The sequence below is a fragment of the Planomicrobium stackebrandtii genome, from assembly GCF_030814955.1.
In the GTDB taxonomy this organism is placed as follows: Bacteria; Bacillota; Bacilli; order Bacillales_A; family Planococcaceae; genus Planococcus; species Planococcus stackebrandtii.
On sequence record NZ_JAUSWB010000005.1, the window covers coordinates 351,565 to 377,254 of the forward strand.

Here is a 25,690-nt window from a genome sequence, read left to right on the forward strand (position 1 = left end):
GCCTTGCTTTTTTCTTTTGTCTCCATAAAAAAAGATCTTCGTGATAAACTTTAGCGGCCCAAATCTCAATTTCAATTTTGATTTCAGGCCAGCCCAATTCCGTGATGTACCCAACAGTCATTGCAGGATACTCCCCGCCGAACAATTTTGACCACTCGGAGTACATGAACTCCCAATCAATCTTCTCGGTTGCCCATATGTTCACTTTGATGATGTCACCGGCGGTTAACTGCTCGGAAGCCAGCACTTTTCGTATATTGGCGAAGGTATTGATAAGTTGCTGATTAAAGCTCTCTGGAAGTTTCCCGCTGAGATCCACGCCAATTTGACCGGAAGTTACATACAGTTCGGCATTTCTCGGTATTTTGGTGATGTGACTGTAATTGCCGACAGGTTTTGGCATGTTCTCAGGATTTCGTCGTGTGATTTTGCTGTTGTCCATTTGAATTTTCCGCCTTTCTGGGTGGTTGAAAGGTTAGCAACTGAATTTTTTTACCTAATTGTAATTATTCCATAGTGCACTATACTGCAACTTCTTACAAAAGAGTCTTAATCTGCTTTGTTCAGATTAAGCTTTTTCGCATGCGCGTAGTTTTGAATTCTACCGAGCTTGTCCACCTTACTGCTTCATCATCATCCCATCCAGCGGGCGCTCCATCTGCAATTCCATCCATACAGCGGTATCGATGAGTCCTTGGAGGTCCATTCCAGTTTCGATGCCCATGCCGACAAACATATTGACCATATCTTCGGTGCAGACATTGCCGACGGCTTTCGGCGCAAAAGGACAGCCGCCCAGACCGCCGATTGAGGAATCGAAGCAGCGGATTCCCGATTGATAGCCCGCTAATACATTTGCCAACCCCAACCCTCTTGTATTGTGAAAGTGGAGGCCGAGTTTAATGTCATTTCCGTACTGCTTCTGGAATTCCTGAACCAAATGACTCACTTGGAGGGGAGTGGCCAGCCCGGTTGTGTCGGCCAATGTTATTTCGGTTGCGCCTGCTTTGACGAAGGTCTCGGCTATTTCCAGCACCCGGTTAACAGGAACATCTCCAGAAAATGGACAGCCGAAAGCTGTGCCGAGAACGCCTGCTACTGTTTTCTTCGCATCAGCCGCTTCTTTTATGACCTTCACTAGCTCCGCTACATTCTGATCAACGGTTTTTCTGGCATTTTTTAAATTGAAGGCATCGCTGGTTGCCGTTACAACATGATAACTGTCGACAGCTGTTTCCAACGCTCTCTTCAAACCGGAATAGCTCAAGACAAGACCTGCATAGGAAACGCCGTCAAGCCGGGGAACTAGCTTCATGACTTCTTCAGCGTCAGCCATTTGCGGAACAACTTTCGGATTTACAAATGATACTGCTTCTATTTTTTTGGCGCCTGCATCGATCAGTTTGGTGATCATATCAACTTTTTGGTCAGTGGTGACCAGTTTCTTTTCATTCTGCAGTCCGTCACGAGGACCCACTTCACAAATTTCAATCATTAGACTTCCCCTTTCGATAACTCTATTTTCGGGTTGGCCATCTGGACCAGGACATCATCCCGGCCTTGATAGATGTGCTCCTGCATGGCGATTTTCGCACGTTCCGGTTCCCGGTTCTCAATCGCTTTCAAAATAGTCTTATGCACTTCCAATGAACGAAGAAGCTGGCGTTCGTTATACCAATAAAATGAACGGAAGATCAAAGGGACGACAACAACTTTGGAAATATGGGACCTGAGGTGCTCGTTTTTCGTCGCTTTGAAAATTTCTTCATGGAACTCCTGATTGGCTTGCTGAATGTTTTTTATGGTGGAGATATCGGATCTTTTCAGTTCGCTGATGGCTTGCTCATAAGCTGTATTTTTTTCATGCATAAACTGCAGTTCTTCTTTGGTGCGGTTTAAAGCGGCTTCGCCGGCGCCATGACTTTCCAGCAATGCACGCAAATTATAAATTTGGCGGATGTCTTCGATGGAAAACTCCTTGACGATATAACCTCTGCGTTTAAATGGAATAATCAGCCCGTCCGATTCCAGTTGTTTAATGGCATCCCGGATCGGGGTTCGGCTCACTTGCAGTGATTCCGCAAGAGCTTCTTCTGTTAAACGCTTGCCTGGCTCATATTCTCCGATAATGATTGCGTTCTTGATCGCGTTATACGGGTTCATATAATCTCCTCACTTTTAATTTATTGTATACAATAAAAAACGCAACAGCAAACTATAATCAATTTACTATGAATATAAATGTGTTTTCGGTATTTATAGCTATTAAATTACTAAGGATGAAAAATGAGTTGACCTACTGTATACAATGTGATAGTTTTTAATCAATTGCTAAATTGTTAGAAAATTATGTTTTTAACTTTGGATCTTTCGAAGAAATCGCAGTTAGCAGCAATTGAAAAAGACGAAGGCTATACCAGAAAAGAAAGCGCTCTCAGTAGAGGCTTGTTTCAAGGCTACAGAATTATACCTCGGAGGTGCAATGGATGACAACAGATAATCACACAATGGAAGCAGATGGAACGACTCTTGGTACGGCGACGATGAACGAACAACAAGAAAGATCGCCACTCGAAGGAATCCGGGTGCTGGAACTGGGGACATTGCTTGCGGGCCCATTTACCGGACGCATGCTTGGAGATTTTGGAGCGGAAATCATCAAGATTGAAGCACCGGACAAAGCGGACCCGATGAGGCAATGGGGGCAGCAAAAAGACGGTGAAGGACTTTGGTGGCCGATCCAGTCACGCAACAAAAAATCTGTGACGTTAAACTTGAGGACCCAAGAAGGACAGAACATTTTCAGGGATCTGGTCAAAGAAGCGGATATAGTCATCGAAAATTTCCGGCCGGGCACCATGGAAAAATGGAATCTTTCTTATGAAGAATTATCTGAGATCAACCCCCGGATCATCATGACACGCACATCAGGCTACGGGCAAACTGGGCCTTACCACAAACGCGCTGGATTTGGCAGTGTGGGTGAAGCGATGGGCGGTATCCGCCACGTGACCGGATTTCCTGACAGGGCACCTTCGAGAATCGGAGTTTCGCTGGGAGATACGTTAGCGGCACTGTTCGCGACGATCGGTACATTGACCGCATTGAATGAACGGCATTTCTCAGGAAAAGGGCAAATGGTCGACACGGCCATATATGAGTCAGTGTTTTCGGTTATGGAAAGCACCATCCCTGATTATCTGCTGGCGGGTTATGTGCGTGAGCGGATGGGGAATATTCTTCCGGGTGTGGCACCGTCTAATATTTACCTGACGAAAGAAAATACCTATGTGGTCATCGGTGGAAATGCAGATGGGGTTTTCAAAAGGCTTTGTGAAGCGATGGGGCAGCCGGAATTGTTTGAAAGCCCGAAATACCATACGCATCATGCCAGAAGCGAGCATATGACAGAGCTTGACCAATTAATTGAGAAATGGACGAAATCCATAAATACGAAAGAGCTGCTGGAAATACTGGCAGAGAAAGGGGTTCCGTCCGGGCGCATCTATTCAGCGAAAGATATTGTGGAAGATCCGCATTATGCAGCGAGAGACATGATCATCAAAACGGAGCATCCGGTCCTCGGTGAATTTCCGATGCCTGGCGTAGTCCCGAAACTTAGCAGGACTCCTGGAAAAGTGAAGCATGTGGGAGCTGAATCCATCGGCAAAGACAACGCCGCCGTTTATGGAAAATTGTTGAACTATGATGAAGAAAAACTGAAGGACTTAAAGGACCACCAAATTATCTGACCGAAAGAAGGAAGCTGCTATGGGCAAAACGCTTTATGAAAAAATTTGGGACCGCCACGTCGTGGTGCAACAGCAAGCGCAGCCAGATATTATTTATATCGATCTTCACTTGATTCATGAAGTAACGTCACCGCAAGCTTTTGATGGACTTCGGCTGGCAAACCGGAAAGTCCGCCGTCCGGATCGGACATTGGCGACGATGGATCATTCGATCCCAACAACAGATCGCCATCTCCCGTTCGAAGACAAAATAGCTGAGCAGCAAGTAGAAGCATTACGCCAAAACTGCAAGGATTTCGGCATTGAATTGTTCGACCTTTTTAGCGCCAGGCAGGGGATTGTCCATATCATCGCGCCGGAGCTTGGACTGACGCAGCCTGGACAAACAATTGTCTGCGGCGATAGTCATACTGCAACACACGGCGCTTTCGGAACACTTGCTTTTGGTATTGGTACAAGCGAAGTCGAACATGTACTGGCTACCCAGACGCTAAAGCAGTATAAATCAAAGACGATGGCCATCAATTTTAACGGCAAGCTGCCAATCGGCGTCACTGCAAAAGATTTGATCCTTGCGCTGATCGGGAAGTATGGCCATGATTTTGCGACCGGCTACGTCCTGGAGTACCGCGGCGAAGCAATCCGCGATCTGACAATGGAAGAACGGATGACGGTATGCAATATGTCTATTGAAATCGGCGCACGTGCTGGGCTGATTGCCCCGGATGCTACGACTTTCGACTATTTGAAAGGAAAGGAATATGTGCCGCAAGGGCAAGAATGGGAGGCGGTGCTGGAAGATTGGCAACTGCTTCAAAGCGACGAAGATGCTGATTTTGACCGTGCTGTCGAATTTGACTGTTCGGAAATCGAACCGCAGGTGACATGGGGAACCAATCCAGGTTTGGTGGTTGGCATAAACAGTAAGGTGCCGGGACCTTCGGAGGTGGCAGAAGAAAAACGCCAAATGATTGAAAGCGCATTGGCCTACATGGATTTGGAGCCTGGAACGGCCATAACGGATATTGCCGTCAATACGGTTTTTATCGGATCCTGTACAAACGGGCGTATTCAGGACTTGCGTGAAGCCGCTAAAGTGGTTGCCGGTTATCGAGTGGCATCAGGGATTCGTGCTCTTGTGGTGCCGGGTTCGCAGTCTGTCAAACAGCAGGCTGAGGAAGAAGGACTGGCAGAAATCTTCATGGATGCCGGATTTGAATGGCGGGAAGCCGGATGCAGCATGTGTCTTGGGATGAATCCCGACATCGCAAAGCCTGGAGATCGTGTTGCCTCCACTTCAAACCGCAACTTTGAAGGGCGTCAAGGAAGGGATTCAAAATCACATTTGGTCAGCCCATCCATGGCAGCAGCAGCGGCAATCAAAGGACATTTTGTAGATGTCCGCAACTGGCCGATTAAAGTGGGAGAAGGGGTGTAATCATTGGAAGCCTTTAAAACACATACTGGAATTGTAGCGCCGCTTGACCGGGCGAATATCGATACGGATGCCATCATTCCGAAACAGTTTTTGAAGCGCATTAAAAGGAGCGGATATGGGCAGTTTTTATTTTATGACTGGCGCTTCGACAAAAACGAACACGAAAATCCTGATTTTCTGCTAAATCGTGAACCTTACCGCAATGCCACAGTTCTGCTGACCCGTGACAATTTCGGCTGTGGTTCATCTCGCGAACACGCTCCATGGGCCATCGATGATTTCGGCTTCCGTGCCGTCATCGCTCCATCATTTGCGGATATTTTCTATAACAATTGTTTTAAAAACGGCATTCTGCCGATTCAGCTGCCAGCGGAAGACGTGCAGCAGCTTTTTGAAAAAGCGTCTGTCCCGGGTTATCAGTTGACAGTCAATCTGGAAAAAAACTTCATAGCAGATGGGCAAGGGTATGAAAAGGATTTTGAAGTGGACGATTACCGGCGGAATATGCTCCTTAATGGACTCGATGAAATTTCAGCAACAATTCAATACGATGCCGAAATCACCGATTTTGAAAAAAACCATAAAATTCATTACTCCCTCTGAAAAGGATTAAAGGATAAGGGTTGCAGGTGATCAAAATAACAGAACGTTAAAAGGAGCTTTCTTATGGACAATAAGCCAATCAAAGAACCGATTCGTAAAAAATGGATTTGGATTGTTCTGGTACTGATTGTGCTCGGCAATGTTCCCTGGTATATGCCGGCAGGATCATACGAACCACTCATTTTAGGCATCCCTTATTGGGCATGGATCATTGTTGGTTTTTCACTCCTGCTTTGCGCTTACTTGAGCTGGGCAACTTTGAAACACTGGAATATTGTGGAGGATATTGAAGAAGAAGAGAAGAGGAGGAAAGCGAATGAATGATTTAACCTTTTCAGGTATGGATGGTGTCTTAATCTTATCTGCCTATGCGGTTGTCATGCTGCTGATCGGTTATTTTTCAGGGCGCGGCGACAAAACGCTTCATGATAGCATGAGCAACTATTACTTGGCCGGAAAAAATCTAGGCTTCATCGCTTTGTTCTTCACACTTTATGCGACACAATATAGTGGGAATACAATTATCGGATATGCGCCGACTGCTTATCGGACCGGTTTCGCCTGGCTGCAGTCCATTACGTTTATGACGATCATTATCGGCGTCTACTTATTGTTTGCTCCAAGGTTATATGTAATATCCAAAAAGCTGAACTTTATCACGCCGGCCGACTGGATTGATTACCGTTTCAAATCTAAGGCAGTCACCATTTTGGCTGTACTGTTAATGCTTTGGGGTCTTGGAAATTATCTTTTGGAGCAGCTGGTAGCTATCGGACAGGCAGCTTCAAGCCTGACGGGAGGAACCATTCCGTACCAAGTAGCCGTTATCGCCTTTGTGCTGGTCATGCTGATTTATGAATGGTTGGGTGGAATGAAAGCGGTTGCATTCACGGATGTCATGCAGGGCCTCGTTTTAATGGTCGGCATCGTGATATTCCTCGCGGGAGCTGTTTATTTGGTCGGCGGCAACTTTGCAGGCGCCACCCAATTTATCGCTGAAACCGAACCAGCCAAGCTCGGGGTTCCGGAAATGATGACTTCAGTCAATTGGCTGAGCATGATCCTGCTGGTCGGCTTTGGAGCTGCAATATACCCGCATGCAGTTCAACGGATTTTTGCGGCTGAAAGCGAGCGTACGCTAAAACGTTCATTTTCCCGGATGGCTTGGATGCCGCCGATTACAACGGGGCTTGTATTCATCATCGGAATTTTAGGGATTGCCCTTATACCCAACCTGGATGTGGCTGGATCGGAGCAGCTGGTCGGTTTGATGGCCAACGAAATAGCAGGCATCAATGGGTTCTTTTACTGGGTAATGATCATCTTCTTTGGTGCGATTGTTGCGGCAATTGTATCGACGGCAGATTCTGTATTATTGAGTTTTTCATCCATTGTGTCCAACGATATCTACGGCCGGTTCATAAATCCTAACGCACCGGAGCGCAAGAAAGTTTTGGTCGGGAAAGTGACGGGTATCTTTGCTGTAGCTATCCTATTGTGGATCGCCTGGTATCCGCCAGCAACTTTATATGAAATTTTTGTTTTGAAATTCGAATTGCTGGTTCAAGTATTCCCGGCATTTGTTCTCGGTTTGTATTGGAAACGAATGGCTGCACAACCTGTATTTTGGGGGATGTTAACAGGGGCCATCATTGCAGGAGTCCTTACGTGGACTGGGCATAAAACTATATTTGGGGTTCACGGCGGAGTTATTGGCTTGGCTGCCAACTTCCTGATCGCGGTTGTCGGCTCTTACCTTGTAACAGTGACCGTAACAGAAGAAGAAGAGGAAGACTTGAAAAAAATCGACTTGGCTTATCGGAGAGAATACTCTGATTAAAGCTCATAAAAAGAGATGACTAGGCATGAATAAATCCATACTGCAAGATGGCATATTGATAAACATAAACCCTTGGCGGATGCTTACATGGCTGCTGATTGCCCAAATCATGGTAGCATTTGTCGGCCGAAGCTTAGCACCGCTTGGGGTATTGATCGGAGAAGATCTGTCGCTGACGAAAGCGCAAATCGGTATGCTGCCGGCCGCATTATTTTTGGGGCAGTCTTTGGTGTCAATTCCCGCTGGCTTTGTGGCGGATCGGATTGGATCAAAAAAGCTGCTCTTTCTTTTATCGTTATGCCTGGGACTGTCCTTCATTCTCATGACGCTAACTTCTGTCTATGCACTGGTGTTATTCATGGTAGTGCTTGGAGGAATCGGCTACGGGACGATGCATCCGACGTCCAATAAAGGCATCATCTACTGGTTTTCCGAAAAACGCGGAACGGCTATGGGCATCAAACAGATGGGCGTCACCCTTGGTTCGGCTCTGGCCGCACTTTTGATGCTGCCAGCTGCTGTTGCCTGGGGCTGGCGGCCAGTCCTGTTCGGAGCCTGCCTGCTATTAATCATCACCGGCTTGTTGGCTTATCGGTTTTATCACGATCCCCCGGCAGCAGAATCGCAGGGGACGGAAAAGCCGGCACGCTTGTTTGCTTCAATTCTTCAGATGTTCCAGGAAAAACCGCTGGTCCTCGTCAGTCTTGCGGCAATGGGACTGAGCGGAAGCCAACTCATCCTGAATACGTATATTGTGCTGTTTGCTTACGAGCATCTGGGCATCAGCTTAGTATTGGCCGGCATGCTGCTGGTCATCTCCGAAGTCAGCGGTTCGTTCGGCCGTGTTGCCTGGGGAGTAATCAGCGACAATTTGTTTTCGGGCAAGAGAATTATCGTTCTGGTCATAATCGCGTCCTTATCGATTTTGACTTCGCTTGTCATCAGTCAGCTGCCAGAAGGAACGTCCTTTTGGGTAATGGTGCCGATTACGGTGCTGTTCGGTTTTTGCATTTCAGGCTTTAATGGAATCTGGATGAATGCTGCAACCGAGCTCGTGCCGATCAAACAGGCAGGCATTGCCAGCGGCTTCAGTTTGACCCTGGGTTCATGGGGGGTCATTATCGGGCCGCCGCTGTTCGGCTATATCGTTGATGTGACTGGTGATTTCACATATGGCTGGCTGTTCCTTGCCCTTATGCTGGCTGCGGTTATTGCTCTGCTGCTTTTGGCAATGGTTATCGTGAAAAAAGAACATAGGAATCAGAAAATACAAGATGAGGGTTGATGAAACTTCACTGGAGGAGTTAGCATGAATATTGATTTAAGAGATATTGATACGCAGCAGGCGTATAAATTGATGTCAGGATCTGTAGTGCCGAGAGCGATTGCCTGGGTATCCAGCATAGACGAAAATGGCAAGCGCAACCTCGCACCTTTCAGCTTCTTCACTGTCGCCTCAAGAAATCCGCCGATGCTGTGCATCTCAATCGGACCGGGCGTTGGAGAGCGGGAAGGCACCGTCAAGGATACGCTGGAAAACATTCGGTCGCAAAGGCAGTACGTCATTAACATTGTCAATGCGGAATTGGGCAATGAAATGCATGAAAGCGCTAAAAATTTTCCGAGTGATGTGGATGAATTCGAAGCCGCTGGAGTGACAGCAGCAGACAGTGTATCCGTTGCTCCCCCAAAAGTGGGAGAAGCGCCTATTTCATTTGAGCTCGAACTTGACCGCATCATTGAACTGGGAAGCGACCACTTGATTCTTGGGAAGGTGGTCCATTACCATATTAAAGACGCCTACTACCTTGGAAACTATAAAGTGGATCTGGAAAAACTGAAGCCGCTCGGCCGATTGGCAAACGGCTATAGTGAAATGCAGGGTTTTTTTACATTACCGAGGGGTAACTGAGGAACGGCAACGGCTAACGGAAAAGTCGGATTTGATGGATGTTATGATTACCATACTATGGAATAAGGATTGCTTCTAAAGAATATACAACCAATAAAAACAAAGTAAGCTACTTGATAACAAGCTGCCCTTCGCAATATAGGGCAGCTTTTTTTGTTGGTTTATTGCCGCCGGTTCTTCTTTCTTTGGTGACATCCTAATAAATGAAACAAGTAACTAGTTTAAACAAGGGAATGGGCTCCACAGTATCGAAGTTACTGACAAGCCCTAAAATTAAAGAGGAGGCACCACATGAAACCTAAAGTTTATATCGCCCGCCCTATCTCACAAGAAGTGGAAGAATACATCGGAGAACATTGTGATTACCGGAAGTGGGAGGGGGAAGGACGGATACCGCTGGACATACTGATGGAAGAAATAAAGGATGTGGAAGGCGTGCTGGTTCAGCATGCACCTGTTACGGATAAACTGTTGGAGGGTGCGCCCAACTTGAAAGTCATCAGCAATTCGGCTGTCGGCTACGATTCCTTTGACCTGGAAGCCATGAAACGGCATAAGGTGCTCGGTACGCATACGCCTTTTGTGCTGGATGAAACGGTGGCCGATCTGGTCTTCAGCCTGGTGCTTGCCACTGCGAGACGCGTACCCGAACTGAACAATTTCGTGAAGCAAGGGAAATGGGATAAAGAAACGGAGTCCCACGACTTATTTGGCATCGACGTCCATCACGCGACCATGGGCATCATCGGTATGGGCCGCATTGGCGAAAAAATTGTCAGACGAGCACGATTGGGTTTTGAAATGGATGTCCTTTACAACAGCCGCACCCCTAAGCCCGAACTGGAAGAGAAATATGGCATCGTCTATAGCGAGCTGGAAACACTTCTGGAAAAATCCGATTTCGTCGTCCTGATTGTGCCATTGACTCCCGAAACACATCATTTAATGGGAGAAAAGCAGTTTGAAAAGATGAAGAACAGCGCCATTTTCATTAATTGTGCCCGAGGTGCAGTCGTGGATGAAAGAGCGTTGATCCAGGCTTTGGAAACAGGGCAGATTCGCGGAGCGGGTCTCGACGTCTTTGAACAGGAGCCCGTCAGCCCGGACAACCCGCTGCTGCAGATGGAGCAGGTCGTCGCTCTCCCGCATATCGGATCAGCTACGGAAAAAACGCGCGCAGCGATGGCCATGAAAGCCGCGGAAAACCTGGTTGCTGGTGTGACCGGCAAAAATCCTCCGGACGTGGTCAAGGAGTTACAGGAATTGTTGGAAGATCCACACCGATTCTCCGAGAAATTCAACTCAAAATGAGAAAGAGGCACTGCTTTTTTAGTGGCGCAATAGCAACAAAATTATCTTGCTAACGGTGTCTAATTCTTATCGCCAATATTAAACCTATAATGCAAAAGGCCATCAAATTGCGTATAAACTTGATGGTCTTTTTCTATTGCTGCAACAATGTTTTACTTGTAAAGTACATTTAAATTGCAGTGTGATTTGTTTCCTAATTTGTTGGATGACAATGGCAGCATAGGCCAACATATTGACCTATAGATTCATACGTAAGTTAACATGCATTTATTTTCCGTTAAATGGAATATTTATTGATTTCCACCTTTTTAGGAGTAATCTGACTACTTGTGTTAAAATAGATCTTAAGATTGTGAGCCATTACACCTCCACTAATGAGGCAGCAGAGTTAAAGGAGTTGTCAAAATGAAAGGTAGGATATCATGGATGAAGCGCAATGGGATGTACAAGAAGTTAAGCATTTAAAAAAGATACAATTAGTTCAAGGCAATCTTGCCATGCTGTTGTTGTTCTTGCTGCTTGTTTATTTTGCTGATAGCGGGAGGCATTCCATCATTATTGGGATATTTTTTGTACTGATGTGGATAGTGCTAGCCATCACCTTGTACACCCTAAAAACCGGACGCCCAGTTGGTACAAAGACAAGTAAACGTGTGCAGGAATTTGATAAAGATCGCCTGGGAGAGAAACGGTGGAGACGAAATAGAATAATTGAAGCTGCCGGCATCAGTATTGTAGGTGTTGGTATTGCAATTTTATTGTTTGTTGTGGATTTTAGCTCTGCGCGATTGGACTCTCCCAGCTATCATTTCCCATTTATTGGGGCTTGGGTAGGTTATAACATAGGAGAGATTATTAGAATCAGCAGTTTATGAGAGCAGCCGAAAAGTATGTGAAAACTCTTGTTCAATTAATGTTTTTAGTTGAACAAGTAATTGAAAATAAGTAAAGAAAAATTTAAGTTACAATTATCTTTACAAAATACAATAGGGTTCGCTATGCAAAATAGCACTTCAATTCACGAAAATGCGGATCGGAGTGCTGTTTTTTGTTTGAACTTACTAGTTAAGGGTTTAAAATATCTAGAGGCTTGAGGTGCCTTACATACTGTCCTGGCTATTTTTGAGTCTTTGATTTTCTTCTTCCAATGCTTGGATTTTCTTTTCGTATTCGGTTATTTTTACTGAACGAGTTGAACTTTTTGCCATAAAGAACAAAAAAACGATAATAAGGCCAGCTAAAAACACCATTAGAAGTATCGGGGATAAGGCGATAATCTTTTCCATATAATTTCTCCTTTTAATATAATGCTCAAATTCCCGAAGGATTCGGATAGATTCTGCTTTTAAATACATTTTTGCTAATAGTATATCAAAGAAACCGTTAGTTCCTATGGGAATTAACGGTTTCTTTGTTACAAATACTATTGCAGTCTAATGAAAGAAAGCTCTGTTCTTCGGTTAAAACTTATGTATCCTCTGCCTCTTTTTTGGATGCGCGGAGGTATTCGAGCCAGAAAATCCACAAGGTTGCCGCAGCACCGACCCACAATGAAGGGCTCGACAGCGAGATGCTGTTGCGGGATTCTCCGCCAAGCAAGGTTAAGACAGCGAGCACGAGCAATGGCACCACGATCATCAGTACGGGGAAAATGATCATGTAGCGTTTCTTTTCCCGGCGCGGCCGAAGCGTCAATGCGCTCAATACGACCATGAGGGCAATCACTGCAAACAGGATCCACGTGGGAATGCCGAGCGAAGAAAGCGTTCCAGGGAAATAATCATTCACCAGGAGTGTACATAAATTAATCAATAATACGGCAACGATAAGCCAATAGGTCTTCAAAATAAAAATCCTCTCGGTGTTGGTATAGTAGCTAAGCCTTTCCCTTAGTGTAACAAAGCTAGTTGGATATAACAGGGAATGAAGAAAATCAGTTTCTTATTGTGAAGTTAAGGTGAAATATTATTTTATTTGCTGCGAAAAAGCTTAGGGGGCTGCGGTGTCTCAAGACTGAGTTTATTAGACGCTCAAAGAATGAAATACAAAGCGGAGATCACCAAATAGCAAACAATCCAGATCAGCAAGGCGAACTTAAAATTCAGTTTAAATGCGATATAGACAGAGTTTTTCCGGCTAATCGCAGCCAACAGCAAATTCAGTCCGGAAAATGGAGAAGACAGAATGGCCAGGATCCACCCGGCCAGCAAACCAAGGCTCAAATACAGATGGTCATCCGCAAACAATGGAGAGTTGCTCAAAGTAATGGCCAAAATAGCGGCGGTAATGATCGGATGGACACCAATCCATGCCGGAATGGTCATCAGCAAGGCCAGCACCGGAATCAAAAGCAAGACATGGGTAATATTCAACGCTTCCAAAAGGGAACGAATCCAATCGTCTGCTCCATTGTTTAGAAGAGCCGTACCAAAAGCACCGGCAATGATGAAAATCGACAGCTCATTTCCCATTGACGGAACTTTAACGTGGATGTATTGCTGGGAATTCGCGACAAGCTCACGTGGAGTACCGAGGAACAATGACCATACGGCAGAGACGACAATCGCCGTCAGCGGAATGATGGTCAACACGGATAAATCGCTCAAACTCTCAATAAAAAGGATAGCAGCAGTAACAGTCAGCAGGATCACAGCGAGCTCAAACACTTTCCGCTTGGCCGTACCAAGGCTCACCGTGTTTTTAACGGCAACTGCTTTTGGTATAGAGAGATTGTTTTTGCGCTCCCCCAAAAAGCCGAGGCCCATCATGATGGCGGTGACCGCAAGGCCGATTGGGAAAAGCTGCAGCCAGGTAACATCAAAATACGACAGCACCAAAGCCATGGAGATGAAATATGGCGACCACAAAAAGGCCATGACAAATCCTCGGCTCAGAGCCTTCAAGCGCACTTCGTCAAATGGTTTGAACGATGAGGTATCCGTCAAATCATAGAGGATCGGGAGCGTCCCGACGTTCATGACAGCACCGATACTGCCAGCAGCCACTGTCGAAAACAAGTAAAGATGATGTGTTTTCTTAATGGAGTGGGCGAAAATGACTTCTATGTACTTTAAATACTGCCCCTGCTGAATCGGAATCGACAGCAATGGCACAAAGATGAAAATCGCCAAGAGGTTGGCGTTGGTTTGAAGCGCCCCAAAAAACTCCCGCACCCCATTGCCGCTCGTGTCCATCAATAACCCCACAACGAGCAGCACCGAAATCAGGATTTTCGGCGTCCGCGGGAGGTACGGGAAATAGGAAATGAGCACAACTAGCGCGAACAGGCTGACCAAAAGAGTGGAGTAAGGAAAAGAAACGAAAAAAGACAGCAAATAAGTTCCACCCATGAGCAGGGTGCTGAGAGGGCGGATGATTGGTTTCATGTGAAGGACTCCTTTTGGAAATGGTACGGTTTTATTTAGTTTGACAGAAAAGTTTGGGGGCGTCTTTAAAGTTGCTTTAGAAAATTTCGTAATATAAAGCCAAGTTATCTACTGCTGGAACAGTATTTTAGCAAATGATTCAAATTTGATAACAAAGAAGAATAGATCGTCATATAGAAAATGGTAGAATAAAGAAAATTGAAACTTTTACAGTTATTAGTATCACTAATCATTATAGAAGCAGGTGAAGAAACTTATGAAAAAAGATATACATGTAGTTGGAGCAGTCATCACAAGTGGTGACAAAATCTTATGTGCGCAGCGGGGCATGGAAAAAAGTTTGCCCGGCTTATGGGAATTTCCGGGTGGAAAGATTGAAAAAACAGAAACGCCTCAATCAGCCCTGCAACGAGAAATTCAAGAAGAAATGCATTGTCAGGTAGAAATTGGTGACCGGCTTGAGCATACGGTGTATGAATACGATTTTGGAATCGTCCATTTAACGACATTTTATTGCCAATTAGTCCAAGGGAAACCAGTGTTAACAGAGCATATTGCAATCCAGTGGTTGAAAGCGCATGAACTGGAAAAGCTCGAATGGGCACCGGCAGACATACCGGCGATACAGAAATTAAAACAGACGTACCAAGCTCAGAAATAAGGGGGTTACTTGGGAGGAGCGGAGGACGAATATGAATTTACTTCAGAGTTTAGAAGACTCGATATACAAAGGATTTATCGATCAAACAAAGCCGAGTGGAGAACGTTTTAAGCCTACTTTACTGATCAATAACACAAAAACAAATGAGACTGTATTAAATTCCATTACGGAAGAATTGGATAGCTGTCAATCGTTTCTCTTTTCTGTAGCTTTTGTGACGGAAAGTGGCTTAGCGACTTTAAAAACCCATTTATCGGACCTGCAGCAAAAGGGGATTAAAGGAAGAATCCTGACCTCGACTTTTTTGAACTTTAACCAACCGAAAGTATTTAAAGAACTGATGAAAATCAATAATGTGGAAGTCCGATTATCCAGTATGAAAGGCTTTCATTCAAAAGGATATATTTTCTCTCATGACACGCATCAAACGTTAATCGTAGGGAGCTCTAATTTAACGGCGCAAGCATTAAAGGTTAACTACGAATGGAACGTCAAATTGAGCTCGCATGAAAATGGCGAATTCGTTTCTCACTTTTATCATCAATTCGAGGAAGTGTGGGAAAGCGCGCAGCCGCTGACAGAACAATGGATCACAAGCTACGAACAATCGTATGTGCCCATGGAATACCGGAAAGAATTGACCAATGTGGCCGAATTCCCTGAAGTGTATACAGAAAATCCGTTAGAAGAATCCATCAACATCAAACCTAACAAAATGCAGAAAGCCGCTCTTCAGGAAATCCAAGCAGTGCGGGAATCTGGGAATGACAAAGGCTTGGTGATTTCAGCGACCGGTACAGGGAAAACCTACCTATCCGCTTTTGATGTACGGGAGTTTGCACCAAAACGAATGTTGTTTATCGTCCACAGAGAACAAATTCTTCAAAAAGCCAAAGCTGATTTTATTCGAATATTAGGCGGTGTAGAAAAAGATTTCGGGATTCTTTCGGGTAATTTGCGGGAGACGGATGCGCGATATTTATTCGCAACAATCCAAACTATTTCGAAGGAAGAAACGCTCCGTCAATTAGACCCGCAGGCGTTTGACTATATTTTAATTGATGAAGTACATAAAGCAGGAGCGAAATCATATCAAAGGGTAATTGAGCATTTTCAACCTAAGTTTTTAATGGGAATGACTGCGACACCTGAACGTACAGATGACTTCAATATTTACGAGCTCTTCGATTACAATGTGGCTTACGAAATTCGCTTGCAGGAAGCATTGGAAGAAGACATGCTTTGTCCGTTTCACTATTTTGGCGTAACAGATGTTGAGTATGAAGAAGGCGTGATTGACGAAGCGACGGTTTTTTCAAAACTGATAACGGAAGAACGTGTCGATCATCTTCTGCAAAAGGTCTATTACTATGGCCATTCAGGCGACAAAGTAAGAGGTCTCATGTTCTGCAGCAGAAAAGAAGAAGCTATCAAACTTTCAGAAGAGCTTAACCGCAGAGGCTTAAAGACTGTCGCGTTGACCGGCCAAAATTCTCAAGAAGAGCGTATTTTGCAGGTCGAACGGTTGGAAAATGGCGTCATTGATTATATTTTGACTGTTGATATCTTCAACGAAGGGATTGATATTCCAAGCGTCAATCAAGTAGTTATGCTGAAACAAACACAGTCGAGCATCATTTTTATTCAGCAGCTCGGACGCGGGCTTCGAAAACATGGATCCAAAGAATTTGTGACAATCATTGATTTTATTGGGAATTATAAAAATAACTACCTCATTCCCATCGCTTTGTCTGGTGAGCGTTCGCAGAACAAGGACAATATTCGCCGCCGAATGAAAGACACGAGCTACATCAAAGGCATTTCCACTGTGAACTTTGAAGAAATAGCGAAAAATCGAGTGTTCTCAGCGATTAAAAAAAGCAACTTAAGTGACATGAAGATTCTTCGCGAAGCCTATATCGAGTTGAAAAACAGAATAGGGCATATTCCACAGCTTCAGGATTTTATTCACCACAATTCAATCGATCCGTTAGTGATTGTTCAGAAGTATACAACCTATCACCAGTTTTTATTGAAGCTTAAGGAAATTGATCCATTGGTAAATGCGTACGAAGAACAGGTGTTAACTATGCTTTCTTTGGAAATCTTAAATGGCAAGCGGCTGCATGAAATCCTGTTGCTCGAACTATTGCTCAAAAAAGAAAAAGTCACAATGGATACGTATGAACAATACATACAATCATATAACTGCTCATTTGATTCAGAAACCTTAGCGTCGGTGCAACGAATCATGGACCTGAGTTTTTTCAACCAAGGCTCCCGAAAAAAATATGGCACGACGCCACTGGTGGATTTCGGGATAGATGGCATTGAATTTAATGAGGAAATTCAAGAAAGTCTAGAGCAAAATTCAAGCTTTCAGGCGATGTTATTGGATATTGTCATAAGTGCAAAAGAGTTAAACAAAAATTATCGATGCGATAAGCCCTTAACACTTTATAAAAAATATACCCGCAAAGATGCTTGCCGATTATTAAATTGGACAAGTGACGAAAGCTCGACGATTTATGGCTATAAAACAAAGCATGGGACCTGCCCGATTTTCGTTACCTACCATAAAAATGACGAAGTGGAATCGAGTGTGGCGTATACGGAAGGCTTTATCAGTCCCGAAATCTTCACATGGTCCACAAGAAGTAACCGTACATTAGCGTCTGCAGAAGTAAAAACAATTATTGGTGCTGCAGAAAGCAATATTGATCTTCATTTGTTTATTAAGAAAGACGATGACGAAGGCGGGGATTTTTATTATCTGGGACAGGCTCTTCCGGATAAGTCCAGTGTGGAACAAGCGTTAATGAAAGATAAAAACTTAAAGGATATACCCGTAGTTCATATGAATTTAGCGCTGGAAAACATGGTGGAAGGAAAGCTATATCATTATATTGCCAGCGAGGAAAATTGATTTTGTAATCTCATTGATACCAAAGTTTATTTTCCCGCGATTGTATCCTTTTTCAATCTCTTGCTCTATTTCTACAGTAACCAGACATCCGCTACTTCAGCGAGAGTCGAAACTTACTTTAGAGGAGGAAGAAAAGATGAAGGAATACTATGTGAAAAAAATCCAGCATCCCACGGAAGGTGAGCTTTATCAATTTCTGGAGCTGGACGCCCAAACCAGCGAGGAGCAAATCATCGATCCGTTCGAATCGGGGATGCTGCAGCTTTATCCTGAAAAGGAGCTAGCGCCTGACATTTTTTCCATCACTTCCAAGCGTGGAGCAGATGCGACCGGGTTTTACCGGGGTGAAAAGTTTGTTGTACAGCGCGGATCCAAGTTTGCGGCATCGACTTCGCCGAAATGCCCGAAAAAGTACATCAAGCTGCGGGAAAATCTGGTGCTGGATAAGCTGCTTGTACCGTTTCAGCATCAGCTCTTGCTGATGGAAGATACCGAGTTCAATTCGCCGATGATGGCGATGGGCGCGGTGATCGGCGGCTGGGTACGCGGGTCGCATGACTGGAAAGAGGCGGAAAAGAACTAGTCTATGAAAAAGCGTAAGGACCGATATTCGGCCCTTACGCTTTTTTGTGTTTTTAGTCATCTCAATTTCTTTTTCAAGCTCAGCTGTTTTTTTCTTTTCTTTTCTGAAATCAGCGGCTTTGGCGCCGGATTGTATTCATCGTCATATAATCCGGTATAAGTCTGGTACCAATTGAACAGATGCGAGAGAATTACTTTGCTGACCGCATAGGCCGGGATTCCGAGAATGACTCCCGGAATGCCAAAGAGGTTGCCAGCTGTCAGCAAGACCGCGATGATGGTCACGGGATGGATACTTAAGTTACTGCCGAGAACGAGCGGCTGGATGACGCGTCCTTCCAGTGTCTGCTCGATGAAAAAGACAATTAGCACTTTGACCAGCATGATCGGCGAATGGACTACGAGGGCAATGATGACGATCGGCAATAAGGCGATAAAAGTACCTAAAAACGGAATCAAGTTCAAAGCACCCGCCAGGATTCCAAGGGTTAGGGCATATTCAAGGCCGACAACGCTCAAGCCGATCCAGAACATCAGCCCGACAAAAAAGGCGACAATCAGCTGGCCGCGGATATACTGGCTGATTTGCAGGTTCATTTCACGCAGCAGGACATAGGTATGTTCCCGCATTTTCGATGGGACAAGCTTCATGATGTGGTAGGGCAAGTGATGGCCGTCCTTCAATAGGTAAAACAGGATGAAGGGGGTCGTAATCACTGCCAGCACGGTAGTCGTCAGGATGCCGAAGACACTGCCAATGCCGGTGACGGTTGTACCAACGACATCATCCGCCTGCTCCGTGATGGAAGTGGAGAGGCTGTCTCCATTGCCGGTCAGCTGTGTTTGCAGCTGCGACAGAATATTGCTTTGGAAAAAGCTATCGATCTGTGAGATGAAGCTGGCTAAATAATCCTGCCAATTCTCCAGCAGGCCCAGCGTCTGCTCGCGAATGATGGGGATCAGGGTCGCGATGCCCCAGGCAAGCAAACCGATAATCACGACAAAGACGATGGAAATGCCCCCGATGCGCTTAATGTTTTTCGTTTCCATCCAGTCGATAAGCGGATTCAGCAGGTAATACAAGACGCCTGCCATGATCAGCGGCAGTCCCATGACATCAAAAAAAGCGAAGAATGGCTGAAAGACGTAGCTGACTTTTGGCAGCAGCAATAAATTCAATAAAATCAAAAGAATAATGACCAGTACGGATACCGCCTTGTTGTTCAGCACCCATTTCACAAACCAGGAAGCTGCATGGCTCAACGCATTTTTGTTTTTGTCCTGCTCCATCACGTGCACCTCTTTCCTGAATAAAACAGCTTGAGACGCTAGGCAAATATTGTAATCTTTCCTTCATTATAAGCCTAAAATACCCGTATGGCGCAGTTTTCACACTGACAGGAAAGTTTATTTTTCCAGCCTTTATCTCCCTCCATCTCCGTCCCATAAACTATCATTCCTCCGATTGTCAGAAAACATCTACGATACGTTATCCACATGTGGATAACTGTCAAATATAACGAAACGGCAAAGTTATCCCCGTTTTACAAGGAAACCATCCACATATCCAGTAACGTCGGGGATAAATAACGGAGTTTTTACGTAAAGATAACGTTAATTTGGAACTATGCCCCATTTTATCTGTAGAATAGACAAGAGCTTAGGAGGTGTGAAGTATGTGGCTATTAATTATTTGGTTGATTGTCATTTTCGGCTTCGGATTTTTGCGCATGTATTTAAAAAAACGGTTCGGCATTGATGAGGAAGAGCGGGCAGGTATGCCGGTCAAAAGATTCGAGCGCTGGAATGGTTGGGCTATGCTTGCAGCAATAATTGTTTTATATATCGTTTTCATAGATTCGCTAGCCGTATTTTTCTTTTGGCTGTTAAGTGTTTTTTTGCTCGTATGCGCAGCGCAAATCTATTTGGAGTGGAAATACCTAAAAGGATCAAGGAAATATCAGGCATCCATTGTTTACTTCACGATTACAGCGCTGGCGATGATCATCTTCATCGCTATTATCAGGTGGCAAACAGAACTGTTTTAAGTTTTTCGAATCAAAAGAAGTTCATCCTAGAAAAAAGCATTCCCTGAGCGGAATGCTTTTTTTCATGATCGCTATTTGTCCAGCACGACAGCACCTGTGTACATTTTGCCATGCAGCGCAGCCAGTTTTTCAGCCATGACTAAAGGAGAGTCCTTAAAATCCTGTTGGGTCCAGTAGAGGAAGAAACCAAGGCTGCCATATGTCATGAAATAATTGAGTGTTGGAATTTCCAATTCGCTTTCCTCCTCAAGGCGAAGCTCGGTTGCGGCAACTTGGACGAGGCTTTCGCAAAATTGGTTTTGCGAGCCTGGCAGCACCTCCCCTGTGATGATCAGCCGGAAGACGAATTGGTGGTTGTAAATGTATTCGAAAATCGGCAGATGACGCTGCACATCTGTCGAAGAAAAGCGCTCCAAATCCTCAAAGCCTTTTCGGAAATAACTTGCGAGGCCGTTCAGATGATCGGCAACGATAGCGGCAAGAAGCTCGTTCAAATCCTTGTAATGGGAGTAGAACGTGACACGGTTGCATTTTGCCTGTTTCGTGACTTCCGTGATGGTCAGCTCATCGAGGCTTTTTTCTTGCAATAACTGCAGCAGCGACGTTTTCAGCTTTTTTTGTGTCCGCAAGATGCGGCGGTCTTCTGTGCCATTCAAGCTGTTCTCCTCCTGTTGTGTCCGAAAAATGGACAGGTTTGTGAATTTAGTATGACATGAATCTTTCCATATGGACAAATTGATTTATTATCTGTTAAATTACAAATGTAGTTTATTTATGAATGGATTTTCAGCTAATCATAGGAGGAATAAAACATGGCGCGTTTAACGAACAAAGTTGCAATCATTACCGGTGCGGCACAAGGCATGGGCGCATCCCACGCGAAGAAGTTTATCGAGGAAGGTGCGAAGGTTGTACTGACAGATTTGAATGAAGAGAAAGGCCAGGCTTTGGCAGCGGAACTTGGAGAGAACGCATTGTTCATCAAGCACAACGTGACAAGCGCTGAAGACTGGGAGGCTGTAGTGACTAGAGCAGAACGAGTATTTGGTCAGGTAAATGTACTGGTCAACAATGCCGGCATTACGATGGCAAAATCAATCTTGCAGACGACGGAAGAAGAGTATCGCCGCATTGTGGATATTAACCAGGTTTCGGTATTCCTTGGCATGAAGACGGTCATCCCATTCATGCAAAAAGCCGGCGGCGGTTCGATCGTCAATATTTCATCGATGAACGGCTTAGTGGCCGGAGCAATCGGCTATACCGATACAAAATTCGCCGTCCGCGGCATGACCAAAGCAGCAGCCATGGAATGCGCCAACTACGGCATCCGCGTGAACTCTGTCCATCCGGGTGTCATCGCGACGCCAATGGTTGTTCAGGAAGACACAAAAGCGGCTGTCGAAGAATTTTCCAAGCACATTCCATTAAAGCGCGTTGCCCAGTCGGAGGAAGTTTCCAATATGGTCTTGTTCCTGGCATCTGATGAAGCAAGTTATTCCACAGGGTCAGAGTTTGTAGTAGATGGCGGCATGACCGCGCAATAAGCAGAAAAAATAAGGCCGTTACGCTAAATGCTGCGTAACGGCCTTATTTGTTTATCGAAGTTTTTAAAGCGTCAGACGTTTTTTATTGATGAACAGCACAATCACTGGTCCGATAATCGGAATCCACGCAAAGATTTTAAGCCGCGCCTCTGGATAGAAGCGGTGGACGGCATAGACGGACAAGCCCCATAGCACAAACCAGTCGACGGTCATGACAGAAACCAGACCCGATTCAAAAAAGGCTTCGCGGTAAGCTGTCAGTGAAAAACCCTGCAGCAGCGTCAGGCTATTAGCGGCCCAAGACACCATCAGGAGAATCAGCCAGAACCGGGAACTGAGAAAGCGGACGAGCCAACCCGGAGTCCGCAGCCTTCTTTCGGCTTTTCGGTCGCCAAATGCGAAATAAAGCAAGAGCGAAAAAGCGCCGACCACAAAAGACAGCAGCGCGAACGGCCACGCCGGCCATTTCTGCCGGTCATTCAGCAGCAGCAAAGTCAAAAACACCATCGGAAACAAGCCCAGCGAATTGAAAACGGCAAACACCAGCGGATCGATTTCTCCGAAATTGCCACTAAATATGTTCGACAGGACGGGATCGGCCTCGCCGCCGGGTGCCAGAAACACAGCGTAGCCGACCAGCAGCAGCCAAATAATAAAAAAGATCACAGTCAACACCCCTTTTTCTCTTACTCTATTAACTCATGGGTTCCCTGAGAGGCATGACGGCAAACCGTCAGTCCACGTTCAGGTATATCATCAAACACATCAAGGCAAACATTACCAAGCTTCTTGGCTTGCTGATCCTCCACGTATCGATTATTGAAAAAATGCCGCCTGCAACGAATATGAACAGCCCAATTGTTTTCAGTGGTGTGACAGAAAGCAAACTGCTAAGATGCAGGAAGAAAAATCCGAGCACTACAAACCCGATCGTGAAAATAAATCGGCGCGATTTAAAATCATCCACCGCTGATCTTTGGTCGTCTGCATCCATCTTCAAATAGGCCCGCCTCATCATAAAGAAAGGGATCGTCCATGCAAATAGAAATAATACAAGCGAATCGGTATCGATGTTCAAGCAAGTTCCTCCTGTCGTATGCCACAACTTTACCATAGGAACGTCAGAAAGCTCAGTTGTTTTTCATTAAATTCCACTGCGATTAAAGAAGGGGAACAGGGCCGAAATGTAGAAGTACATCATGTAGGAGGTTTTTCATGCAGCCAGCTTTGATCGTTGGATTAGCTGTTCTTTTTACATCCTATTTTCTTTTTGCACATTTTTATTTGAAAAGAAAGCGCGGCATAAAAAGAACTTCGAGAAGTATTTTTCACGAGGATAAAATTTGGTATGGATTAGTCGTACAGGGAACTATTTTTGTAGGGTTTGTGTTTGCGATGATGTATGTATATGTGGAAATGGAAATCTCCGAACTGTCGCTGGCAGTCCGGTTGAGCCCCATTGCAGGCCTGTTTATTCTGCAGACATTTTTCATGGGTCTCGAGGAGTGGCTGCTGCACCGGGAAAACGAGCGTTATTGGTATGAATGGTCGGAATCCGTACTGATTTTATCGGCCTTCTGCCTAATACTACTTATGGAAGGGTGAATGGTATGAATGAATTAACAAAAAAACGAGGAAAAGCGATATTGATCGACACAGTGATTTCTTCAGTAATATCGTTTGCACTAGAACCTTTGTTAAAAAAGAATACGAAAAGTAGTTTTGTCTATACGGTAGTGTCGCCAAGCGTAATTTTCTGGGGCTTGGAATATGCCCAGCTGCGGCTTAGCGGGCAGACCATCGGCCAGAAATTGATGAGCATTGAGGTGCAAAACGAAAATGGCGGTGAGCCGACCTCAAAGCAGATTTTGAAACGGATGGTGCATCGTGATACGGTTAGTCCTATTGTGTACTTGAAAGATCGGGATGCCTATGATGCCTATCAAGGCGAAAAATTACCGCACGATCTTTATGCGCATACCATGGTTAAAGAGTTGAACTGAAAATCGATATTGGGCTTTCCTTGAGAAAAGGAAAGCTTTTTTATGTTTTCTTAAGAGCCTGGAGCAACAATTCCGCAGTTTTAGATTAGGCTAGAGAGGATTACAAAGGTACTAAGAATCAGTAACCTGTTTCCTTGTGCTCAAACAGCGATTCAACTGCGGCTTTTTGTGACGCTTTATTTAACGAAAAACTCCTCTATCAAATAATCATTTTTAATTTCTTCGACTGCTTCTTCGTTCCCATCCAAAAAATTAAGGTCGGAGGACAGTGTGTCCTTTTCTAACTCCTGAGGAAAAAACCAGAGAATGACATCTTCGGCATCGGCGTTGGAAATATAGTCTGTTAGCGGATAAATTGCTAACGCGTCTTCAAATTCAGGGTCTCCTGGACTTTCTAAGTATTTTACTTCTTCACTTTTAACAAGACCGTAAGTGTACTCCCAATTCCCGGGTGCGTTTAGAAATGCAATGGTTTGATCGAGATCCACATCGAACACGTTGAGGTTGGTGGGGAAAATTTCGAAGTCCGTATACAGTGTCGTAACTAAGAAGCGGTACTCGGTAATCATGAGTGCAACGGAAAGCGCACCTTTGTCATCAATCAAGATGACATGCCCCTCATCTATCGTCTGAATAGGTGTGGCATCTGTCGATTCTAGCAGTTCATTGTATGCCCCCTCTGGAGTGATGTGATAGCTGGTGACGAGATAGATAGCGAGGACAATTACAGCGATGCTGACAAACGACAAAACAACTTTTTTCATTTTTCATCTCCTCTCTTCAAATAAGACAAATTTCAAGTTAAGTCTATTGTAGTTTAATAGTCCTGGTTTAACTAGTCTATGTTTGCTTGCAGTGATGGATAAGTTGTTTCTATCAAACTTTTCTTAGCCGCTATATAATAAAAGAAAAGTCGGAAGGGTGATCCACGTGAAGCTGTACAAGGAATTGGCAGAATGGTGGCCGCTAATGTCTCCGCACACGGAATACGAAGAAGAAGCCGAGCTTTTCTTGAAAATTATCAAGCGGTACCATCCCGCGGTCAAAGATGCCCTGGAGTTTGGTTCCGGAGGTGGCAGCAATGCCTTTTACCTGAAAAAGTATTTTTCGATGACTTTGACGGATCTGTCCCCGGACATGCTGGCGGTCAGCCGCGAGCTGAATCCGGATTGTCCGCACCTGCAAGGAGATATGCGGACAATCGAAGTCGAGGGCACGTATGATCTGGTATTCATTCATGATGCGATCACCTATTTTACAGAAAAAGCCGATTTGCTGGCGGTCATGAAAAACGCCAAAAAGCATCTGAAACCGGACGGCCTGCTGTTTATCATGCCGGATGAATACACGGAAACTTTCGAACCGCGGACAGGTCATGGTGGAATCGATAAGGATGGACGAGGTATGCGGTATTTGGAATGGAGCTATGACAGCGACCCGGATGACCATATGCTGGTAACGGAATATGCCTATGTTATGCGGGACAGGGACGGGCAGGTCACCCATGAACACGACAGCATGAAAGCCGGCTTGTTTTCCATGCCGGAGTGGGATGCGCTGCTTGCGGAGGCAGGGTTCAAAGCCCATTTCGAACGGGTGGAATTTTCGGAAGAACCGGGAACTTATTTCGGTATTGCCGCGACGCAGTTGGAGTAAAAGAAAAATGAGACAAAAAGTGTTC

At 45.0% G+C, this 25,690-nt stretch carries 27 protein-coding genes and 1 pseudogene; 17 read left to right on the forward strand and 11 right to left on the reverse strand.

All coding sequences use genetic code 11. The features are described 5' to 3' along the window. Window positions 1-46: 46 nt before the first annotated feature. The 3 genes and pseudogenes from QOZ98_RS11460 to QOZ98_RS11470 form a co-directional block, all read right to left on the reverse strand. Window positions 47-442 (reverse strand): annotated as a pseudogene (locus tag QOZ98_RS11460) (RidA family protein); the annotation flags it as partial. 177 nt (window positions 443-619) lie between these two features. Then, on the reverse strand, window positions 620-1,495 hold the full coding sequence (locus QOZ98_RS11465; protein WP_308787575.1) for a hydroxymethylglutaryl-CoA lyase: 876 nt from the start codon (window positions 1,493-1,495) through the stop codon (window positions 620-622). Then, on the reverse strand, window positions 1,495-2,163 hold the full coding sequence (locus tag QOZ98_RS11470; RefSeq protein ID WP_308787576.1) for a GntR family transcriptional regulator: 669 nt from the start codon (window positions 2,161-2,163) through the stop codon (window positions 1,495-1,497). Before QOZ98_RS11470 ends, QOZ98_RS11465 begins: the two co-directional genes overlap by 1 nt. Before the next feature lie 380 nt (window positions 2,164-2,543). Between QOZ98_RS11470 and QOZ98_RS11475 the strand changes: the two genes are divergently transcribed. From QOZ98_RS11475 to QOZ98_RS11515, 9 genes are all read left to right on the forward strand, one after another. Beyond that, a complete protein-coding gene (locus QOZ98_RS11475; RefSeq protein ID WP_308787627.1) occupies window positions 2,544-3,752 on the forward strand; it encodes a CaiB/BaiF CoA transferase family protein in 1,209 nt (402 codons plus the stop codon). Window positions 3,753-3,771: 19 nt separating this feature from the next. After that, window positions 3,772-5,190, forward strand: coding sequence for a 3-isopropylmalate dehydratase large subunit (gene leuC, locus QOZ98_RS11480; RefSeq protein ID WP_308787577.1), 1,419 nt, complete (start codon window positions 3,772-3,774; stop codon window positions 5,188-5,190). Between the two features lie 3 nt (window positions 5,191-5,193). Then, the gene (gene leuD, locus QOZ98_RS11485) at window positions 5,194-5,793 is read left to right on the forward strand and encodes a 3-isopropylmalate dehydratase small subunit (protein WP_308787578.1); all 600 of its coding nucleotides are present in this window, start codon (window positions 5,194-5,196) and stop codon (window positions 5,791-5,793) included. Window positions 5,794-5,856: 63 nt separating this feature from the next. Further along, window positions 5,857-6,117 (forward strand): hypothetical protein, encoded by a 261-nt coding sequence (locus tag QOZ98_RS11490; RefSeq protein WP_308787579.1) that lies wholly within the window; start codon window positions 5,857-5,859, stop codon window positions 6,115-6,117. Beyond that, window positions 6,110-7,633, forward strand: coding sequence for a sodium:solute symporter family protein (locus QOZ98_RS11495; protein WP_308787580.1), 1,524 nt, complete (start codon window positions 6,110-6,112; stop codon window positions 7,631-7,633). Before QOZ98_RS11490 ends, QOZ98_RS11495 begins: the two co-directional genes overlap by 8 nt. 25 nt (window positions 7,634-7,658) lie before the next feature. Further along, complete coding sequence (locus QOZ98_RS11500) at window positions 7,659-8,918, forward strand: MFS transporter (RefSeq protein ID WP_308787581.1); 1,260 nt, start codon at window positions 7,659-7,661, stop codon at window positions 8,916-8,918. Between the two features lie 24 nt (window positions 8,919-8,942). Further along, window positions 8,943-9,545: a flavin reductase family protein gene (locus QOZ98_RS11505; RefSeq protein WP_308787582.1), complete on the forward strand. Its 603-nt coding sequence runs from the start codon at window positions 8,943-8,945 to the stop codon at window positions 9,543-9,545. A gap of 291 nt (window positions 9,546-9,836) precedes the next feature. Then, complete coding sequence (locus tag QOZ98_RS11510; RefSeq protein ID WP_308787583.1) at window positions 9,837-10,856, forward strand: 2-hydroxyacid dehydrogenase; 1,020 nt, start codon at window positions 9,837-9,839, stop codon at window positions 10,854-10,856. Between the two features lie 422 nt (window positions 10,857-11,278). Beyond that, complete coding sequence (locus tag QOZ98_RS11515) at window positions 11,279-11,731, forward strand: hypothetical protein (protein ID WP_308787584.1); 453 nt, start codon at window positions 11,279-11,281, stop codon at window positions 11,729-11,731. A gap of 225 nt (window positions 11,732-11,956) precedes the next feature. Here the strand turns inward: QOZ98_RS11515 and QOZ98_RS11520 are convergent, their stop codons facing one another. The 3 genes from QOZ98_RS11520 to QOZ98_RS11530 all read right to left on the reverse strand — a co-directional run bounded on the left by QOZ98_RS11520 (window position 11,957) and on the right by QOZ98_RS11530 (window position 14,242). Beyond that, the gene (locus QOZ98_RS11520; protein ID WP_308787585.1) at window positions 11,957-12,142 is read right to left on the reverse strand and encodes a LapA family protein; all 186 of its coding nucleotides are present in this window, start codon (window positions 12,140-12,142) and stop codon (window positions 11,957-11,959) included. Between the two features lie 181 nt (window positions 12,143-12,323). Further along, window positions 12,324-12,701, reverse strand: coding sequence for a hypothetical protein (locus QOZ98_RS11525; RefSeq protein WP_142826712.1), 378 nt, complete (start codon window positions 12,699-12,701; stop codon window positions 12,324-12,326). A 185-nt stretch (window positions 12,702-12,886) separates the two neighbouring features. After that, window positions 12,887-14,242 (reverse strand): hypothetical protein, encoded by a 1,356-nt coding sequence (locus QOZ98_RS11530; protein ID WP_308787586.1) that lies wholly within the window; start codon window positions 14,240-14,242, stop codon window positions 12,887-12,889. 256 nt (window positions 14,243-14,498) lie between these two features. On the opposite strand from QOZ98_RS11530, the gene QOZ98_RS11535 reads away from it, so the two are divergent. The 3 genes from QOZ98_RS11535 to QOZ98_RS11545 all read left to right on the forward strand — a co-directional run bounded on the left by QOZ98_RS11535 (window position 14,499) and on the right by QOZ98_RS11545 (window position 18,412). Beyond that, the gene (locus QOZ98_RS11535) at window positions 14,499-14,903 is read left to right on the forward strand and encodes a (deoxy)nucleoside triphosphate pyrophosphohydrolase (protein ID WP_308787587.1); all 405 of its coding nucleotides are present in this window, start codon (window positions 14,499-14,501) and stop codon (window positions 14,901-14,903) included. A 31-nt stretch (window positions 14,904-14,934) separates the two neighbouring features. After that, window positions 14,935-17,829: a DEAD/DEAH box helicase gene (locus tag QOZ98_RS11540; protein WP_308787588.1), complete on the forward strand. Its 2,895-nt coding sequence runs from the start codon at window positions 14,935-14,937 to the stop codon at window positions 17,827-17,829. A gap of 136 nt (window positions 17,830-17,965) precedes the next feature. Next, entirely contained in the window at window positions 17,966-18,412 is a 447-nt protein-coding gene (locus QOZ98_RS11545) for a DUF4357 domain-containing protein (RefSeq protein ID WP_308787589.1), read from the forward strand. A 56-nt stretch (window positions 18,413-18,468) separates the two neighbouring features. Here the strand turns inward: QOZ98_RS11545 and QOZ98_RS11550 are convergent, their stop codons facing one another. Further along, the gene (locus QOZ98_RS11550) at window positions 18,469-19,701 is read right to left on the reverse strand and encodes an AI-2E family transporter (protein ID WP_308787590.1); all 1,233 of its coding nucleotides are present in this window, start codon (window positions 19,699-19,701) and stop codon (window positions 18,469-18,471) included. Between the two features lie 386 nt (window positions 19,702-20,087). Here QOZ98_RS11550 and QOZ98_RS11555 point away from each other — a divergent pair, with 386 nt between their 5' ends. Next, window positions 20,088-20,459 carry a hypothetical protein gene (locus QOZ98_RS11555; protein ID WP_308787591.1) on the forward strand — a complete coding sequence of 124 codons (372 nt, stop codon included), beginning with the start codon at window positions 20,088-20,090 and terminating at the stop codon, window positions 20,457-20,459. Window positions 20,460-20,530: 71 nt separating this feature from the next. On the opposite strand, the gene QOZ98_RS11560 is transcribed toward QOZ98_RS11555, so the two are convergent. Further along, the gene (locus QOZ98_RS11560; protein WP_308787592.1) at window positions 20,531-21,115 is read right to left on the reverse strand and encodes a TetR/AcrR family transcriptional regulator; all 585 of its coding nucleotides are present in this window, start codon (window positions 21,113-21,115) and stop codon (window positions 20,531-20,533) included. Between the two features lie 156 nt (window positions 21,116-21,271). Between QOZ98_RS11560 and QOZ98_RS11565 the strand changes: the two genes are divergently transcribed. Then, window positions 21,272-22,006, forward strand: coding sequence for a glucose 1-dehydrogenase (locus tag QOZ98_RS11565; RefSeq protein WP_308787593.1), 735 nt, complete (start codon window positions 21,272-21,274; stop codon window positions 22,004-22,006). A 63-nt stretch (window positions 22,007-22,069) separates the two neighbouring features. On the opposite strand, the gene QOZ98_RS11570 is transcribed toward QOZ98_RS11565, so the two are convergent. Beyond that, complete coding sequence (locus tag QOZ98_RS11570; RefSeq protein WP_308787594.1) at window positions 22,070-22,672, reverse strand: hypothetical protein; 603 nt, start codon at window positions 22,670-22,672, stop codon at window positions 22,070-22,072. 67 nt (window positions 22,673-22,739) lie between these two features. Then, complete coding sequence (locus QOZ98_RS11575; protein ID WP_308787595.1) at window positions 22,740-23,084, reverse strand: hypothetical protein; 345 nt, start codon at window positions 23,082-23,084, stop codon at window positions 22,740-22,742. Window positions 23,085-23,221: 137 nt separating this feature from the next. On the opposite strand from QOZ98_RS11575, the gene QOZ98_RS11580 reads away from it, so the two are divergent. After that, window positions 23,222-23,611: a DUF4181 domain-containing protein gene (locus QOZ98_RS11580; protein WP_308787596.1), complete on the forward strand. Its 390-nt coding sequence runs from the start codon at window positions 23,222-23,224 to the stop codon at window positions 23,609-23,611. Window positions 23,612-23,616: 5 nt separating this feature from the next. Next, complete coding sequence (locus QOZ98_RS11585; RefSeq protein ID WP_308787597.1) at window positions 23,617-24,009, forward strand: RDD family protein; 393 nt, start codon at window positions 23,617-23,619, stop codon at window positions 24,007-24,009. 176 nt (window positions 24,010-24,185) lie between these two features. Here the strand turns inward: QOZ98_RS11585 and QOZ98_RS11590 are convergent, their stop codons facing one another. Beyond that, entirely contained in the window at window positions 24,186-24,773 is a 588-nt protein-coding gene (locus tag QOZ98_RS11590; protein WP_308787598.1) for a hypothetical protein, read from the reverse strand. A gap of 166 nt (window positions 24,774-24,939) precedes the next feature. Between QOZ98_RS11590 and QOZ98_RS11595 the strand changes: the two genes are divergently transcribed. Beyond that, window positions 24,940-25,665: a class I SAM-dependent methyltransferase gene (locus QOZ98_RS11595; protein WP_308787599.1), complete on the forward strand. Its 726-nt coding sequence runs from the start codon at window positions 24,940-24,942 to the stop codon at window positions 25,663-25,665. Window positions 25,666-25,690: the final 25 nt, after the last annotated feature.

Bases quoted from the DNA above. Each gene is read 5' to 3' on its own strand.
- QOZ98_RS11495 (WP_308787580.1), top strand. From the start codon at position 6,110: ATGAATGATTTAACCTTTTCAGGTATGGATGGTGTCTTAATCTTATCT.
- QOZ98_RS11585 (WP_308787597.1), top strand. From the start codon at position 23,617: ATGAATGAATTAACAAAAAAACGAGGAAAAGCGATATTGATCGACACA.
- QOZ98_RS11580 (WP_308787596.1), top strand. From the start codon at position 23,222: ATGCAGCCAGCTTTGATCGTTGGATTAGCTGTTCTTTTTACATCCTAT.
- QOZ98_RS11500 (WP_308787581.1), top strand. From the start codon at position 7,659: ATGAATAAATCCATACTGCAAGATGGCATATTGATAAACATAAACCCT.
- QOZ98_RS11515 (WP_308787584.1), top strand. From the start codon at position 11,279: ATGGATGAAGCGCAATGGGATGTACAAGAAGTTAAGCATTTAAAAAAG.
- QOZ98_RS11565 (WP_308787593.1), top strand. From the start codon at position 21,272: ATGGCGCGTTTAACGAACAAAGTTGCAATCATTACCGGTGCGGCACAA.
- leuC (WP_308787577.1), top strand. From the start codon at position 3,772: ATGGGCAAAACGCTTTATGAAAAAATTTGGGACCGCCACGTCGTGGTG.
- QOZ98_RS11535 (WP_308787587.1), top strand. From the start codon at position 14,499: ATGAAAAAAGATATACATGTAGTTGGAGCAGTCATCACAAGTGGTGAC.
- QOZ98_RS11470 (WP_308787576.1), bottom strand. From the start codon at position 2,163: ATGAACCCGTATAACGCGATCAAGAACGCAATCATTATCGGAGAATAT.
- QOZ98_RS11490 (WP_308787579.1), top strand. From the start codon at position 5,857: ATGGACAATAAGCCAATCAAAGAACCGATTCGTAAAAAATGGATTTGG.
- QOZ98_RS11530 (WP_308787586.1), bottom strand. From the start codon at position 14,242: ATGAAACCAATCATCCGCCCTCTCAGCACCCTGCTCATGGGTGGAACT.
- QOZ98_RS11475 (WP_308787627.1), top strand. From the start codon at position 2,544: ATGAACGAACAACAAGAAAGATCGCCACTCGAAGGAATCCGGGTGCTG.
- QOZ98_RS11550 (WP_308787590.1), bottom strand. From the start codon at position 19,701: ATGGAGCAGGACAAAAACAAAAATGCGTTGAGCCATGCAGCTTCCTGG.
- QOZ98_RS11540 (WP_308787588.1), top strand. From the start codon at position 14,935: ATGAATTTACTTCAGAGTTTAGAAGACTCGATATACAAAGGATTTATC.
- QOZ98_RS11590 (WP_308787598.1), bottom strand. From the start codon at position 24,773: ATGAAAAAAGTTGTTTTGTCGTTTGTCAGCATCGCTGTAATTGTCCTC.
- QOZ98_RS11510 (WP_308787583.1), top strand. From the start codon at position 9,837: ATGAAACCTAAAGTTTATATCGCCCGCCCTATCTCACAAGAAGTGGAA.
- QOZ98_RS11545 (WP_308787589.1), top strand. From the start codon at position 17,966: ATGAAGGAATACTATGTGAAAAAAATCCAGCATCCCACGGAAGGTGAG.
- QOZ98_RS11520 (WP_308787585.1), bottom strand. From the start codon at position 12,142: ATGGAAAAGATTATCGCCTTATCCCCGATACTTCTAATGGTGTTTTTA.
- QOZ98_RS11505 (WP_308787582.1), top strand. From the start codon at position 8,943: ATGAATATTGATTTAAGAGATATTGATACGCAGCAGGCGTATAAATTG.
- QOZ98_RS11555 (WP_308787591.1), top strand. From the start codon at position 20,088: ATGTGGCTATTAATTATTTGGTTGATTGTCATTTTCGGCTTCGGATTT.
- QOZ98_RS11465 (WP_308787575.1), bottom strand. From the start codon at position 1,495: ATGATTGAAATTTGTGAAGTGGGTCCTCGTGACGGACTGCAGAATGAA.